The sequence below is a fragment of the Bradyrhizobium sp. USDA 4506 genome, assembly GCF_054058795.1.
The window spans coordinates 5088108-5103447 of sequence record NZ_JBSSBM010000002.1 but is presented as its reverse complement, the minus strand read 5'-3'; the positions used below and the strand labels follow the sequence as shown (position 1 = coordinate 5103447).

14 protein-coding genes are annotated in these 15340 nt (G+C 66.0%); 6 read left to right on the top strand and 8 right to left on the bottom strand.

The window, feature by feature from the left end; translation table 11 throughout:
• Positions 1 to 399: 399 nt before the first annotated feature.
• Positions 400 to 1818, bottom strand: a complete 1419-nt coding sequence (locus ACVIHF_RS26370; protein WP_225646505.1) for a M20 family metallopeptidase — start codon at positions 1816 to 1818, stop codon at positions 400 to 402.
• A 219-nt stretch (positions 1819 to 2037) separates the two neighbouring features.
• The gene (locus tag ACVIHF_RS26365; RefSeq protein ID WP_092081675.1) at positions 2038 to 3150 is read right to left on the bottom strand and encodes a mandelate racemase/muconate lactonizing enzyme family protein; all 1113 of its coding nucleotides are present in this window, start codon (positions 3148 to 3150) and stop codon (positions 2038 to 2040) included.
• Between the two features lie 131 nt (positions 3151 to 3281).
• Here ACVIHF_RS26365 and ACVIHF_RS26360 point away from each other — a divergent pair, with 131 nt between their 5' ends.
• Together ACVIHF_RS26360 and ACVIHF_RS26355 are read left to right on the top strand one after the other, a co-directional pair.
• The gene (locus ACVIHF_RS26360; RefSeq protein WP_310880207.1) at positions 3282 to 4640 is read left to right on the top strand and encodes a metallophosphoesterase family protein; all 1359 of its coding nucleotides are present in this window, start codon (positions 3282 to 3284) and stop codon (positions 4638 to 4640) included.
• A gap of 168 nt (positions 4641 to 4808) precedes the next feature.
• On the top strand, positions 4809 to 5159 hold the full coding sequence (locus tag ACVIHF_RS26355; RefSeq protein WP_057019241.1) for a hypothetical protein: 351 nt from the start codon (positions 4809 to 4811) through the stop codon (positions 5157 to 5159).
• A gap of 139 nt (positions 5160 to 5298) precedes the next feature.
• On the opposite strand, the gene ACVIHF_RS26350 is transcribed toward ACVIHF_RS26355, so the two are convergent.
• From ACVIHF_RS26350 to ACVIHF_RS26335, 4 genes are all read right to left on the bottom strand, one after another.
• Positions 5299 to 5511: a hypothetical protein gene (locus tag ACVIHF_RS26350; protein ID WP_168855778.1), complete on the bottom strand. Its 213-nt coding sequence runs from the start codon at positions 5509 to 5511 to the stop codon at positions 5299 to 5301.
• Positions 5512 to 5908: 397 nt separating this feature from the next.
• Complete coding sequence (locus ACVIHF_RS26345) at positions 5909 to 6280, bottom strand: response regulator transcription factor (RefSeq protein WP_057019243.1); 372 nt, start codon at positions 6278 to 6280, stop codon at positions 5909 to 5911.
• Positions 6277 to 7143 carry a S1C family serine protease gene (locus ACVIHF_RS26340; RefSeq protein ID WP_310880206.1) on the bottom strand — a complete coding sequence of 289 codons (867 nt, stop codon included), beginning with the start codon at positions 7141 to 7143 and terminating at the stop codon, positions 6277 to 6279. Before ACVIHF_RS26340 ends, ACVIHF_RS26345 begins: the two co-directional genes overlap by 4 nt.
• Positions 7144 to 7240: 97 nt before the next feature.
• Positions 7241 to 8269 (bottom strand): AraC family transcriptional regulator, encoded by a 1029-nt coding sequence (locus ACVIHF_RS26335; protein ID WP_310880205.1) that lies wholly within the window; start codon positions 8267 to 8269, stop codon positions 7241 to 7243.
• A 263-nt stretch (positions 8270 to 8532) separates the two neighbouring features.
• Here ACVIHF_RS26335 and ACVIHF_RS26330 point away from each other — a divergent pair, with 263 nt between their 5' ends.
• Both ACVIHF_RS26330 and ACVIHF_RS26325 read left to right on the top strand, forming a co-directional pair.
• The gene (locus ACVIHF_RS26330) at positions 8533 to 8982 is read left to right on the top strand and encodes a cupin domain-containing protein (RefSeq protein ID WP_050386854.1); all 450 of its coding nucleotides are present in this window, start codon (positions 8533 to 8535) and stop codon (positions 8980 to 8982) included.
• Positions 8983 to 9103: 121 nt separating this feature from the next.
• Positions 9104 to 10597 (top strand): flavin-containing monooxygenase, encoded by a 1494-nt coding sequence (locus tag ACVIHF_RS26325; RefSeq protein WP_310880204.1) that lies wholly within the window; start codon positions 9104 to 9106, stop codon positions 10595 to 10597.
• Positions 10598 to 10795: 198 nt separating this feature from the next.
• Here ACVIHF_RS26325 and ACVIHF_RS26320 read toward each other — a convergent pair whose 3' ends face one another.
• On the bottom strand, positions 10796 to 11521 hold the full coding sequence (locus tag ACVIHF_RS26320) for an alpha/beta hydrolase (RefSeq protein WP_253607248.1): 726 nt from the start codon (positions 11519 to 11521) through the stop codon (positions 10796 to 10798).
• Positions 11522 to 11662: 141 nt separating this feature from the next.
• Here ACVIHF_RS26320 and ACVIHF_RS26315 point away from each other — a divergent pair, with 141 nt between their 5' ends.
• The gene (locus ACVIHF_RS26315; protein WP_253607249.1) at positions 11663 to 12643 is read left to right on the top strand and encodes a helix-turn-helix domain-containing protein; all 981 of its coding nucleotides are present in this window, start codon (positions 11663 to 11665) and stop codon (positions 12641 to 12643) included.
• Positions 12644 to 12663: 20 nt separating this feature from the next.
• Entirely contained in the window at positions 12664 to 13731 is a 1068-nt protein-coding gene (locus ACVIHF_RS26310; protein ID WP_253607250.1) for a maleylacetate reductase, read from the top strand.
• A 1-nt stretch (position 13732) separates the two neighbouring features.
• On the opposite strand, the gene ACVIHF_RS26305 is transcribed toward ACVIHF_RS26310, so the two are convergent.
• Positions 13733 to 15187, bottom strand: coding sequence for a GH1 family beta-glucosidase (locus ACVIHF_RS26305; protein WP_253607251.1), 1455 nt, complete (start codon positions 15185 to 15187; stop codon positions 13733 to 13735).
• Between the last annotated feature and the right edge of the window lie 153 nt (positions 15188 to 15340).

The window sequence follows — 15340 nt, the reverse complement described above, 5'->3', positions numbered from 1 at the left end:
GGCCGCCGTGTTGGCGGCAGGATGGCACACCGAATGACCGCGAAGGTCAACGCCTCCCGCCCTTCAGCGCCTAGGTCTTTTGGCTATCGCTTGTGCAGAACCTCCCCTTGCCGCACACCGGTTCAGCAGATCGGCGCCAAAAGCGCGCCCTTGCGCGCCTCGCAGTGCGGAAAATTTGTTCGTTATCCTTTGTTCCGAGATGCTTTTTTGCCACGCAGGCCGGAGTTCGCGTCTGAAGCGATCCCTCCGCAAACTCGTCATGCCCGGCCTTGTGCCGGGCATCCACGTCTCCGTTTCCGCGTGAGAATGTCGTGGTTGGCCGGGACAAGCCCGGCCATGACGATGGGGATATGCGATTGCTTGATCCCGGAGAGCAGGTCCGGCCCGCACACGCGGTTCTCAGGCGATCGACATGTCCAACGGCGGTGCAACATTCGCCGGCAGCGGACTGACATAAGGCGTTCTTGTGGTCCGCTTCTTGAGGTCGGCCTTGGCGGCCGCGATCAGCTCCGGCTCCATCAGCGCCTTGACGCCGAGGCCTGCCATCGCCTTGGCGGCCTGCACCATCGCCTTGTGCGCGGCCGGCGTCTTGCCCTGCGCCACAACCTGCCAGGTGTGGAACGGCGTGCCGATTGCAACCGTCGGTGCATGGACCTGCACGGTCGGCACCACCCAGCTGACGTCGCCGACGTCGGTCGAGCCGATCAGCGGATTGCGCGTGGCGTCGATCGGCACCAGGAAATCGGCGAGCGGCCGGTCGGTCGGCTCCATGCCGATCGCATAATAGACCGAAGCGATGTCCTTGTCGGTCAGGGTCGCGCGGATCTTGCCGGCGAAATCCTTGTCGGCATCGTCGAAATGCGGGGGGCCGAGCTCTTCCATGATCCGGTGCAGCGTCTGTTCCAGCGGCGTGTTGGGCAGGATGTTGGAGACCGCGGAGATGATCTTCATCTCCACCTTGGTCTCGGTCATCAGCGCCGCGCCCTGTGCGATCTTGTGCACGCGCTCGACCAGCTCGTTCATGCCGGGCAGGTCGCGGGCGCGGATCGAATAGCGCACCCGGGCATGGGCCTGCACCACGTTGGGCGCGATGCCGCCGGTGTCGAGCAGTGCGTAGTGCACCCGGGCGTCGCTCGGCATGTGCTCGCGCATGTAGTTGACGCCGACATTCATCAATTCCACCGCATCGAGCGCGCTGCGGCCGAGATGCGGCGAGGCTGCCGCATGCGAGGTGCGCCCGATGAACGTGAAATCGGCGCGGGTATTGGCGAGCGACGGCGTCACCGCCACCTCCCAAAAACTGTGCGGATGCCAGGTGATGGCGATGTCGGCGTCCTCGAACGCGCCACAGCGCACCATGAAGGCCTTTGCCGCGCCGCCTTCCTCGGCAGGACATCCGTAATAGCGCACGCGCCCCGGCACCTTGTTGGCGGCCAGCCAGTCCTTCACCGCGGTCGCGGCGAGCAGCGCGGAGGAGCCGAGCAGATTATGTCCGCAGCCATGGCCGTGGCCGCCGCTTTCGACCGGGCGATGCTCGGCGATTCCGGCCTCCTGGCTGAGCCCGGGCAGGGCGTCATATTCGCCGAGGAAGGCGATCACCGGGCCGCCTTCGCCCCATTCGCCCATCACCGCGGTCGGGATCTCGGCGACGTTCTCGGTGATGCGAAAACCCTGATGGCGCAGTTCGGCCAGATGTTCGGCGGATGAGCGCGCCTCGGTGTAACAGACCTCGGGCATCGCCCAGACCCGGTCGCTCAATTCGATGAAACGCGGCTTGATCGCGTCGACGCCGCGCCAAACATCACTACGGTTGTCCATTTGCTCCGATCCCTTAACGCTAGAGCATGATCCGGAAAAGTGTGAAGCGGTTTTCCGAAAAGATCATGCTCAGACAATGAGCCGAAGCGCGATGATCTCATCGCGCTTTGGGCAATCTGAAGCGCGAAACGCTAGCAGCTTGTCGCGACGCCGCCTAGCGCGCGCCGGCAGACCTGCATTTCCGAATGTCACGTCTTGGTGTGCAGAAATGTTTCTGCGTCAGGCGACGCTGAGCCGCTCAAGGCCTTTCCAGTCGAAGGCGATGCCGTGCCCCGGGCGATGATCGGGCGCGATCGCCATGCCCTGCTCCAGAACCAGCGGGTGCTCGATATAGCGGTCGAGGCCGAAGCCGTGCGCCTCGAGATACGACCGGTTCGGGCACGCAGCCAGCAGATGCACGGTGATGTCATGCGCGCCATGGCTGGTGACGGGAATATTGAAGGCCTCGGCGAGCCGGGCGACCTTCATGAAGCTGGTCACACCGCCGCAATTGGTGACGTCGGGCTCGGCATAGGACAGCGCGCCGCCGGCGATATACGGCTTGAACTCCCACAGGCTGCGCAGGTTCTCGCCGGCCGCGATCGGCACGCCGCCGGCCTGCACGATGCGGGCGTGTCCCGCGACGTCGTCCGGAATCGTCGGCTCCTCGAGCCAGGTCAGGTCGAACGGTTGCAGGGCGCGCGCGGCGCGGATCGCTTCCTCGACGGTCCATTTCATGTTGGCATCGGCCATCAGCGGAAACTCGTCGCCGAGATGGCCGCGCATCGCCTTCACGCGCGCCACGTCGGATGCAAGGCTCGGCCGGCCGACCTTCATCTTGATGGCGCGAAAGCCCTTGGCAAGATTGTCGTCGGTCTGCTTGAGCAGGCCATCGAGCGGCAGATCGAGATCGATGCCGCCGGCATAGCAGGGCACCCGGCGGTCGAAGCCGCCGAGCAGCCGCCACAGCGGCAGCGATGCCCGCCGCGCCTTGAGGTCCCACAACGCGATGTCGAGCGCGGACAGCGCCAGCACCGCCGGGCCGCCGCGGCCGCCATAATGCAGCGCCCACCACACCTTGTGCCAAAGCTGCTCGGTGTCGTCGGCCTCCATCCCGCGCGCGATCTCGGTGATTTCGCGGCCCAGGATATCGGCGATGGCGCCGCCATTGCGGCCGACCGTGTAGGTGTAGCCGGTGCCTTCGGCGCCGTCGGCATCGCGGGCGCGGATCGTGACGAGCTCGAACGCCTTGATCTCGCCATGCGTGCTGTCGCTCAGCACCACCGGAAGCGGGATCTTGTAGAATCCGATGCTGAGGTCCTTGAGGATGGCCACGCCGGAACTCCTTGTCATGGGACGAATGCAATGCGTGAGACACGATCTCAAAAGCCCCGGCTGCCTGCAACCTTGCGCCTGCGAATGTCTGCCTTGAGCGATCAGTCTGCCTTCCTCTATGATGTGGCTCGCGAGGACGTGGTCCGACCATGGATGATGCAATTCCGTCTCTATTACCGAGAAATTCGGGCCACCAGTTCGTGATCTATGCCGATGCCTGCTCGGGCGTTCCGGGCGCGCTGCATGAGCGCACCTTCGCGTCGGTGAACGACGTGGTGCGCCGGCTGCATCCTGCGCCCGAATTCATTCTGTTCCCCGGCGACGAGATCATCGGCCTCACCGCCGATGCCGACGCGCTGCGTGCGCAATGGCGGCATTGGTTCGAGGTCGAGATGTCCTGGTTCGACCGGCGCGCGGTGCCGTTGTGGCACACGACCGGCAACCACACCACCTATGACGAGATGAGCGAGGCGGTGTTCCGCGAGGTGCTGCAGCTGCCGCGCAACGGCCCGCCCGGTCAGGAGGGGCTGTCCTACTGGGTTCGCCGCGACGATCTCCTGATAGTGTTCGTGCACACGCTGTGGAGCCGCCTCGGCGGCGAGGGGCATGTCGAGACCGACTGGCTGCAAGCCGTCCTCGCACAGCACAAGGACGCCAGGCACAAGCTGGTGCTGGGCCATCATCCCGTGTACGCCATCAACGGCTACAGCGGTAGCTATCAGCGCGAGATCGGCCACGAATACCGCGAGCGCTTCTGGGATATCCTCGTCCGCGCCGATGTCGCCGCCTATCTGTGCAGCCATATCCTTGCATTCGACGTCCAGGTTCATCGTGGTGTGCTGCAGGTCTGCACGGCGGGCGCCGGCACCGCGCACCGGATGCCCGAAGGCGTCGAGTATCTGCATTGCGTGCAGGCCGCGCTCGATCAGGATGGGTTCCGCTATCAGGTGCTCGATACCGAAGGTGTGGTGCGCGAGCAGCTCGCATGGCCGCTGCCATCGCTGGACCAGGCCGCGTGGTCGCCGCTGCCGCGCGGGACCAGCCCTGCACCGCTGTCGGGGACATTGGCGCCCGCGACGGTCATCGCGCTGAAACTGTCGGGCCGCACCGCCGCGGGAACCGCCGCGCCACAAACGCTGCTCTGCACGCCCGCGCCCGGCGTGATCGCACCGCTCTGGCTTGGCTTGCGCGGGCCGAACCAGACGCTCACCTTGATCCTTGGACGTGAGCGTGGACGCAGTCCCTATTACTGGATCGGTCCCGATCTCGGTGCCAACAGCGATTTCGACCTCGACATCGCCTTCTATCCGGACATGGGACCGGGCGGCGTGCTGTGGCGACGCAGCGGTGACACGCGCTGGACGTCGTGCGCGGCGATATCGGCAACGGGGCTGGAGCGGTTCGCATGGCCGGCGGTCTGGAACGTCGGGTGCGGCGAGGGTGGGCCGGATGACAGGCGCTATGCCGGACCACGGTTCGAGATCGCTATTTCCGTCATCGCATCGTAGTTAATCGCGCCCGGGCCGACGCGCTCGACGTCGGCGCTGCGGCTGAGCGGGCTTCGACGCCCGCATTGCGGTCGCATTGGCTCCAATGAATGGCCATGGAAAAATCAGATGCCAGCCAAACTTCGCGCGTAGGTTTTATCGCTTGCTGACCTCGAAAAGGAATCGACCATGCGCAATCTCACAGCATTCGTCACTGTTGCCGCGCTCGTCCTCGGAACGCCCGCCTTGGTGCAAGCGCAAGGCACGCAACCCAATGCGCCGCCGCAGTCATCTGATCAGTCCACTGTCATCCGGAGCATACAGGTCGTCGACATCAAGGACCTCAAGCCCGAAATGCGATCGAAGATCGAGGATGCGATGGCAAAGACCAAGGAGGACGACATCCAGTCGCTTCGGAAGTCGATTGACGCGACACCGCAGGCGGTCTCCGCGCTCAAGGCCAAGGGCCTGACTTCGTCGCAGGTCGTCGCTATCAACATTGCCGATGGCGTGCTGACGATGTTCGCCAAAACAGCCTGACCAGGGTCAGCGAATGTCGGTATCGGTGGTTGGACCTCCCCGCGGCCACCGATGCCAACAACTCCCGCAGCCGGCGCTGCGGGAGTTTTCATTTCTGATAGGCGCGGCCCGTCCAATGGACCCTCACCGGGGAGAGCGATCAGTCAGGCTCGTTGGGCCTGGTACGTTCCGCGCGTTTCAATTCGCGATCGATCAGCGTGCAGACGCGCCGCCGCGCCAGCAGGTCGAGCCGCGCGCGCGTGGTGCCTTGCTTGGTCTTGCCGTTGATGTCGAACGACCAGGCCCAGAGGTCGGGTTCGATGTTGGTGAGTGTGTATTGAATGTCCCGATGACGACCGATCAGCTTCTTCATGCCGTTTCTTCTTGTTGGCTGAAGATTGCATAGCCAGATCGTGAAGGCGTCTGTATCCGGTCGAATACTGAGTCGGGTGTCCGCAGGGCGGAATTTTCCAAATCACTGATTTGGGGTCGCTGTGCAGTGGCTGCGTGCAACTGACGAGTGCGCACGAAGATTCGCAGTCGTCCTGGCGAAGGCCAGGACCCATTACCCCAAGTGCGCAATGTTGCGCGACGCTAGGGCCACGATCTCGTTCACTGTCAAATGCGGTAGTTGTGGTCCTGGCTTTCGCCAGGACGACAATGACGAGTCCTGCCTGCAACATCCGCCGCAGCGTACGGGTCCCTGCTTTCGCAGGAACGACGGGTGGAGAAATCTCAGCTCAGCGTCACTACAACAGTCATCCCACCCCTCACAAATTTATCACCCCGCGCCGCGCGGCATGGGCGACGGCGTCGGTGCGGCCGGTGGCGTCGAGCTTGTCGAGCAGCGAGCCGACATGAAACTTGGCGGTGTGGACGGAAATCCCGAGCCGCTGTGCGATCATCTTGTTGGACGCGCCTTCCGCCAGCAGCGCCAGCACGTCGAGCTCGCGCGGCGTCAGCTCGAAGTCGCCGCCCGCGGCCTCGCGGTTGCGTGCGACGACCGCAGCCGTGGCCTGTTCGCCCGGCGCGGCGAGCCGCAGGCCGGCGACGCTGCCGAGCAGGGTCGCCAGCCGGTCGGCGAGGACGGCGTCGTCGACCTCGAGCGCGATGACGATGTCGTTGGCCGGCTCACCGCTCACGTCTCGGGCCTCTCGCCGACTGTCACCTTGAAGTTCAGCGGCTCGCCGCCGCGATGCACGGTGAGCTCGACCACCGTGCCGACGCTCTGCGGTCCGAGGCCGCGCGACAGCGCGCGCACGCCGGACAGCTTCTCGCCATTCACGGCAATGATCACGTCGCCTTGCCGGATGCCGGCGGCGGCCGAGGGGCCGGCCTTGTCGACGTTCATCACCATCGCGCCGAGGCCGTCGTCGAGACGGACCGGCTGCAATCCGACGCCAAGATATCCGCGCGCGATGCGGCCGCTCTTCTCGAGCTGGCCTGCGACCCGCTCGATGGTCGTAGCCGGGATCGTCAGCACGCGGCGCGGGCCGAGCACGGCCATGCCGAACGGCTCGCCCGCGGCGTTCAGCGCCAGGCCGCCCTGCTGGCTGTGCCGCAGCCGGACGTCGAGCTCGATCCGTGCATCGATTTCGCCGCCGCGCAGGCTGCGCCAGGCCGGGCCGGACAGTGCGACGATGCCGAGCCGCGCGGTCGGCGCGCCGCGGTCGGCGGCGACGATCACCGCGAGCGATCCCAGCGCGGGGTTCTCGGTCGAGAGCTTGACGGGGGCGACATCGCCTTCGACGTGCAGCAGCGCGACGTCGGTGGTGTGGTCGCGTCCGACGACGGTCGCTGGCCTGCGGCTGCCGTCGGCGAACTGGATTTCGATCTCGCCCTCGTCAGCCAGCGCTTCGTCGGCGGTGACGATCAAGCCCGCCTTCCAGACAAAGCCGGAGGCGCGCGCGCGATGCGAATGCACGGAGACGATGGCGGGCCCAGCGCGCGCAATGGTCTCCGCGAGGGCTGATGACAGCGATGACAGGATATTCGGTTCGGTCATGGGAAACTCCGTTGGCTTCCCTCAATCTGGGATGTCGCGGCTGACGGCGATACTGGCCGGATGGGCAGGGCGTGGCCGGGCCGCCCGGAACTGCCGCTCAGCTCAGCCGCTGCAGGGTCGCCTTCGGGCTCTCGCCGAACTTGGCGCGGTAGGCGCTCGCCATCCGGCTCAGATGGGTAAAGCCGAGGTCGAATGCAATATCGACGATGCGCTCGCCCGGCCGCGCCGTCTTGAGGCGGGCGTTCAGATGGGCGAGGCGGATGTCGAGCAGCATCTCGGACACGGTGGTGCCGAAGTGACGGCGGAAGCCGAGTTGCAGCGCGCGGATGCCGGTGCCCGCGATCTCCGCGAGCTCGGCGAGGTCCAGCGGCTCGGTTGCCCGGCTCTCGAGATAGGCGCGCACGCGTTTCAAGGCGGCCGGCTGGGCCTCGGTGCGGCCGTTGAAGACATCGATCGCCGAACTCAGGCTGTGCCGCTGCCCGTTGAGCAGGACATTGAGAAACGATTCGCGCCAATCGGCCGCCGCGACCGCCGACAAAGTCTTGCGCGGCCCGAGCTGCTCGGCGGCCGTGACAAGCTGCTCGATCCTGGCCGAGAGCGTCTGCCCGAGTGGCCCGCTCAGCGCGACGGCCGGATCGAACTCGACCGGCCTCACCGCCACGCCGCCAAGCGCCGCGGCGCGATGCTCGACCAGCTTGCGGTCGAGCAGCAAGATCAGCTGGGCGCAGTCGCCGCGCCAGGTCATCTCGGTCGGAATGGTCGGCGACAGCAGCGAGGCCGTGTGCTGTGGTCCGGTGGTCAGTTCGCGCGCGGCGGTGCGGATCGCGGCCGAGCCGGACAGCGGCATCTGCAACAGGAAGAAGCGGTCGAGGCAGCCGGGATTGATCGCGACCGACCCGCCATAAGCGACGTAGTTGACGGAGAAGCCGTCGAAGTCGGCACAATTGTGATGCGCGGAGAAATCGCTCGCGGAATGATCGACCGGCGTCAGATCGTGCGGACAGAAGATGCGGCCGATCGCTTCCGCCGCGTCATCGACGCGCGCCGTCGCGACGCGTGCGAAATCCTTGAGCCTTGCGCTTGCCGGATTTGCGCTTGCCGAAACCTCGTTGCCAACAGCAGTCACGACGGCCGTCCGGAGTTGTTTGAGGTCTAAAACATCAGGCAGCCTAGAGCATCCCGCGGTAAAGGGGAACGCCGTTTCGTCGTGCAATCTGCCCGATCGGCGGTCAGGACGATGCGACGGCATTGGGCAGCAGCCGGCCGGCGCAACGCTCCCGCATTGCAGCATGAACGTGCCGGGTGCGGATTCGTTTATCGGCTAGACAGCCTCACCGGCCGGCGACAGGCTCCGTGCCGGCACTGCGCATCAAAACTGGAGAGGCTGACATGGGCACGCTCGAAAAAGGAATTACCCGAACCGGCACCGGCTACGGCGGCAAGACCTGGAATATCCTGGGCCAGGTCTACTATCCGAAGGCGGTCACCGACTCGACCTTCGCGTTCGAAACCAACAGCGATCCCGGCCAGTTCGTGCCGGTGCACATCCACCCGACCCAGGACGAGTTCATCCTGGTGCAGGAAGGCGTGCTCGACCTCAAGCTCGACGGCGTCTGGGTGCAGGCCAAGGCCGGCGACCTCGTGCGCATGCCGCGCGGCATCCCGCACGGCTATTTCAACAAGTCGGACAAGCCGGCGCGGGCGCTGTTCTGGGTGTCGCCGATGCAGAAGCTCGAGGCGCTGTTCGAGAAGCTGCACAATCTGCAGGACCCCGCCGAGGTGGTGCGTATCTCCGCCGAGCACGAGGTGGACTTCCTGCCGCCGGAAGCCAACGACTAGCCCGGCGGTCAAACAGACAATACGCACACGAGGCGGCAATCGCCGGAGCTGGACTCCGGCGATGACGGGGACGCGTGCGCTTAACGAAATTGGACCTGTTCATTCAATTCGGAGCGGTTTCATGGTCAAGCAGAAGCATGTGTGCGTCATCGGCGCCGGCATTTCCGGCCTTGCTGCCGGCAAGGCCTTTGCCGGTCGCGGCCACAAGGTGACCATCATCGAGCGCAGCGGCGATCTCGGCGGCGTTTGGGAGCCGGCGCGCTCCTATCCCGACGTGCAGACCCAGAGCCCGAAGGAGCTCTATCGCTACACCGACAAGGCAATGCCGGAGTCCTATCCGGAATGGCCGAAGGGTCCGCAGGTCCATGCCTACTTGCGCGACTATGCCCGCAGCCACGGGCTCGACGGCGCGATGCGGTTCGACACCAAGGTCGAAGGCATGACGCGCCGCACTGACGGCAGGCCGGGCTGGACGCTGGCGCTGCGCTCGACCGACGGCGCCACCGGCCACGAGGATTTCGACTTCGTCGCGGTCTGCACCGGGCAATTCAACGAGCCGCAGGCCTTGCCGCTGGCGGGCGAGGACGGCTTCAAGGCGCAGGGCGGGCAGATTCTGCATTCATCGCAATACGGCGATCCAACGCTTGCCAAGGGCCGCAAGGTGGTGGTGCTCGGCGGCTCCAAATCGGCGACCGACATCGCGGTGAATGCGGTCAATTCCGGCGCCAGCGAAGTCACCATCGTGTTTCGCGAGCCGGTCTGGCGGATTCCCTATTTCGTCGGCGGCCTCGTCAACTTCAAGCGCATCCTCTACATCCGCGCGCAGGAGCAGATGTTTGCGAGCTGGGGCATCGGGCCGATGGCACGCCTCGCGCATGTGGTGGCAAAGCCGTTCGTGTGGGCGAACTGGCGCGGGCTCGAGAGCATGCTGAAGATGCAGCTCAAGCTGAAGCAATGCGGCATGGTGCCGAAGGAGCGGATCGAGGACGGCGTCAACTGCTCGGTGCCGATCGCAACCCCCGGCTTCTATCCGATGGTGGCCGACGGCCGGATCAAGGCGGTGCGCGGCACCTTTGACCATTACGACGGCAAGACCATCGTGATGAGCGGCGGCCAGCGCGTCGCGGCCGACCTCGCGGTGCTCGCGATCGGCTACAAGCTCGGCGTGCCGTTCCTGCCCGAGGAGTATCAGAACAAGCTGGTCGAGCCCGACGGGCAGTACCGGCTGTACCGGCTGATCGCCAATCCCGATCTGCCCGACATGGGCTTTGTCGGCTTCAATTCGAGCTTCTGCACCGTGCTGTGCGCCGATCTCGCCGCGAACTGGCTGGTGCGCTACGCCGACGGCCAGCTGGCGCGGCAGCCGAGCGCGGCCGAGATGCACGACAACATCGCGATGATGCTGAACTTCAAGCGCGTCGAGCGTCCGGCAGCGGGCGTCTATGGCGGGCTGTGCGTCGCGCCGTACCACTTCAAGCATTTCGACGAACTGTTGGCGGACATCGGCACCAAGGCGTCGCGCCGCAACCCGCTCGTCGAAAAGTTCACGCCGCCGGACGCCGACGCCTATGCCCGCTTCCTCGCGACTGCGCCAGCATACAGAGCGGTGGCGTAGAGCATCACGGGATTGGGGCGAGCAGCAAGGGCGCTGCGCTCCCTCTCCCCGTTCTTACGGGGAGAGGGTTGGGGTGAGGGGCCGTCCCCGCATCTGCGGTGATAGCTGCGTTTGTGGAGACTCCCCCTCACCCGGAACGCATCTAATGATGCGTTCCGACCTCTCCCCCGCACGCGGGGCGAGGTGAAACGGAGGCCGCTAATCGCGGCCGGCGTCGAGGAAGGCCTGCGCCAGCCGCTCGGGATTGGAGAAGCAGAGCTCGTGGCTGCCCGGCACCTGGACCAGGCGGAACAGTCCGAGCTTCTCCGACAACCGTGGATGCCAGGGCAGGCTGTGCGGCATCGCGGTGTCCTCCGTGCAGTTCACGTAGGACTTTGCGATCGGCATCTCGGCCGGATTGGTGCGCAGCGCGATCTTGTCCTGGAAGGTCTTCAGCGGGTGCGGGTTGAGCTTGTCATAGGCGCGCTGCGCCGTCTCGAGATCGGCGTCGTTGATGAAGGCCTCGCGCCAGATCGGGAACGGCAGCACCACCGAGCCGTCGCCCCGCTCGGCATGAATGGCGTCGAACAGGCCGCGATAGTGCGGCGGCACCATGTCGTTGAGGCATTCGCCATTGTTCGGGACAAAGGCGTTCCAGTAGACGAGGCGGCGGATGCGGTTCGCGGCGGCGTCGGCGACGCCGGTGATGACCATGCCGCCATAGCTGTGGCCGACCAGGACGATGTCCTTGAGGTCATGCTCGGCGAGATAATCCACGATCGACTGGATCGCCTCGGCGAGGCCGGAGTCCTTCCGGTCGCCGGGGCGGTTACCCCTGATGGTCGGGGTGTGGACGACATGGCCGGCCTTGCGGATGGCGGCCGCAACCGGCTCAAACTCGGCGCCGGTATGCCAGGCGCCATGGACGAGAACATAGGTCGACATGTTGTACCTCCCTGTCTGGATTGCCGCGTCCGGACGACCCCGGGATACGCGCAGGTTTCATCCGCTTCCTGATGGATATTGACCTGGACCCGCGGAACGCGCTTGGCTGTGAGCGAACCGGACTGGGCTCGGAGTGAACTGATGCAGCAAATCGCCGCCGCGGATCGCTCGCGCAGGCTGAGCTGGAATACCGCGGACACCAGGCCCGGCGAGCAGTTCGCGTATTACCGCGAGGCGATCTGCCAGGCCTTCATGAACCTGACGCCGGAGCCGCCGGCGACGCCGGGCTTCCTCGCCCGCGTCGAGACCGTTGGGCTCGGTTATGGCGCGGTCAACCGGGTCAGCTTCCCGGAGCATGTCGTGCGGCGCTCCGCTGCCGACATCGCCGCGTCCAGCCGGCGCTGCTACTACCTCAATCTGAAGCTTGCCGGCCGCTGCCGCATCCAGCAGGCGGGACGCGAGATCAGCCTGTCGCCGGGGCAGGTCGGAATCTTCGACAGCGGCCAGCGCTTCGCGCTGCTGCACGACCGCGGCCCGGCGCTGCAGGTCGCCTCGTTCTGGGTGCCGGCCGAGGCGCTGGATGAACGGCTGCCGACGGCGCCCGAGGTCGCGCCGGCGCGGGTCTCGGATGATCCCTTCGTCGGCCATCTCATCACCGAGACGGCGCAGGTTCTGAACACATCCGCCCTCTGTGCTTCGGATGCGGACAACGCGCGGCTGTTCGGCGTGCTGCTCGATCTGGTCGCGCTCAGCCTGTCGCGCAGCGGCCGCGCCGGCGTCGCCGAGAGTGCCGGCCTTGCCGATGCGACGTGGCTTGCGCTGCGCCGCGCCGTGGACGGCAGGCTGCGCGAGCCCGGGCTCGGCGTTGCCGCCATTGCGGCTGCGATCGGCATCAGCGAGCGCTATGTCCACAAACTGTTCGAGCGCGCCGGCACGACATTCGCCAGCCATGTGATGGACCGCCGCCTCGACGGCGCCGCGCGCGATCTGAGAGACCCCGCGATCGCCGGGCGCGCGATCGGCGACATCGCGTTCGACTGGGGCTTCTCCGACCTGTCGCATTTCACGCGGCGCTTCAGGCACCGCTTCGGCTGCACGCCGCGCGACTGGCGCCGCGGCTGACCAACGCTTCGGAAATCGCCATGGCGCAGCCGTTCACCTACCAGGTCAGCCCGATGCGGGTCGTGTTCGGGGTCGGCACGGTCGCACAGCTGGCGGCCGAGCTCGACCGGCTCGGCATCAATCGCGCGCTGGTGCTGGTGAGCCGGCGGCAGCAGGCCGAACTCGGCGATCTCGCCGACCTGACCGGCGGCCGTGTGGCCGGATCGTTCGACGGTGCAGTGGTGCATACGCCGGTCGCGGTGACAGAACGTGCGATGGAGATCGTCCGCGAGCTCAAGCCCGACGGCGTGGTTGCGATCGGCGCCGGCGCCGCGACCGGCCTCAGTAAGGCGATTGCGCTGCGCACCGACCTGCCGCAACTGATCGTGCCGACCAGCTATGCCGGCTCCGAGATGACGCCGGTACTCGGCGAGACCGTCGACGGCGTCAAGACCACGCAATCATCGCCGAAGATCCTGCCCGAGGCCGTGATCTACGACGTCAACCTGACCGTCTCGATGCCGGCCAAATTCTCGGCGATCTCCGGCCTCAACGCGATCGCGCATGCGGCCGAGGCGCTGTACGCGCGGGACGGCAACCCGATCACCTCGCTGATGGCGGAAGAGGCGATTGCGAAGCTTGCCTCGTCTCTGCCGGATGTGATTGCGCAGCCGCGCGATCTCGAGGCGCGCGCGGACGCGCTCTATGGTGCGTGGCTGTGCGCGGTCTGTCTCGGCACCGTGGGCATGGCGCTGCATCACAAGCTCTGCCACACCGTCGGTGCGTTGTTCGACCTGCCGCATGCCGAGACCCATGCGGTGCTGCTGCCGCATACCATCGCTTACAACACGCCCGCCGCGCGCGATCCAGTCAGCCGCGCGGCGAGGGCGCTTGGGGCGGCCAGCGCCGCCGATGGCCTGTTCGATCTGTCGGCAAGGCTCGGCGCGCCGCGCTCGCTCGCCGAGATCGGCATGCCCGAGGACGGCATCGCAAGGGCAGCCGCGCTCGCCACCAAGAACCCTTACTGGAATCCGAGGCCGATCGAGGAGAGCGGCATCCGCGACCTGCTGAAGCGAGCGTGGTCCGGGTCGCGGCCGCAAGCCGGATAGATCACACCCCGATCGCGTTGCGCGCGATCACGTCGCGGTAGAACGCCGCGCTCAATTTCGGCACCCGGGCCTGGGTCTCGAAATCCACCCGGTAGAGGCCGAAGCGCTTCTCATAGCCGAAGATCCATTCGAAATTGTCCATCAGGCTCCACAGGAAATAGCCGTGGACCGGGACCCCGTCGGCGGTCGCGCGCTGCAATTGGGCGAGATAGTTGCGCAGGAACATGATGCGGTCGAGATCGTAGATCTGCCCGTCCGGATGCACCTTGTCCTCACCGGACGTGCCGTTCTCGCTGATATAGATGCTCTTGATGTTCCACAGCTTGGCGGCGATCCGCGGCGCCCAATAGATCGTCTCCGGCGCGATCCGCAGCCATTCCGAGCTCATGTGCGGGAAGGAAGCCGGCATCGGCAGCGGCTTCCAGCCGGGGGCATGGTCGGTGGCAAGGATGTAGCATTGCGGCGCGTAGATGTTCAGCCCGACGAAATCATTGGGCTGCGAGATGATCTTCAGCTCATCCGCGGTGAATTTGGGCGCGTCCGCGCCGGCATATTGCAGGAAGCCTTCGGTGTACCTGCCTTCGAGGACGACTCCGAGAAAACCTGCGTTGAGCTCGCGGGTCGCGGTTTCGGTGGCGCGGATGTTCTCCGGCGTGTTGAAGGCGGGCACGCAGGCGGTGATGTTCTCGGCCGGCCCGACTCGCGTGCCGGCACGGCCTTTGGCGCGAATCGCCTGCACCGCAAGGCCATGCGCCAGCGCCACATGATGGCGCGCCTGGTTCACCTCGCCCGCCGGCAGCTTCAGCCCCGGGGCGTCGACGCCGAGCGCATAACCGAAGGGGAGGAAACGTCCGACCTCGTTGAGGGTGAAGACGTTCTTCACGCGGTCGGTCAGTCGCTGCGCCACATAGCCGGCATAGTCGCCGAACGCCTTCGAGGTGTCGCGCGAGCGCCAGCCGCCGACGCGGTCCTGCAACGCCTGCGGCAGGTCCCAGTGATAGAGCGTGGCGTAGGGCTCGATGCCGTTCGCAAGCAGCTCGTCGACCAGACGGTTGTAGAAGTCGAGGCCCTTCGGGTTCGGCGTGCCGGTGCCGTCGGGAAATACCCGAGGCCAGGCGATCGAAAACCGATACGCCTTGGCGCCGAGATCCTTGATGAGGCGAACGTCCTCCTTGTAGCGGTGATAGTGGTCGTTGGCGCGGTCGCCGGTCGAGCCGTCCTCGATCTTGCCCGATGTGTGGGTGAAAGTGTCCCAGATCGATGGGCCGCGGCCGTCCTCATTGACCGCGCCCTCGACCTGGTAGGACGAGGTTGCGGTGCCCCAGACGAAGCCCGTGGGAAAGTTCGTGCCGTCCGGCCGCGACGCACGGCTTGCAGCCTCGGCAGGGCCGGTCAAACCGAGCGCCGAGAGGCCTGCAAGGCCGGCAAACTGCCGGCGCGAGAACTTTCCGAACATTGTTGTCTCCCGTCGCGGACGTTGCCGCTGGAATGCGGGCCGTAGGTTAACCTTCCATCCCGCCGTTGAGCAACAAGGGTCGGCGGGCCCAAGCGCCGTGGCGAGCGGCGCACCAATCAGTGCGAACCATTGTGATGTCAATGTCGCGGAGTT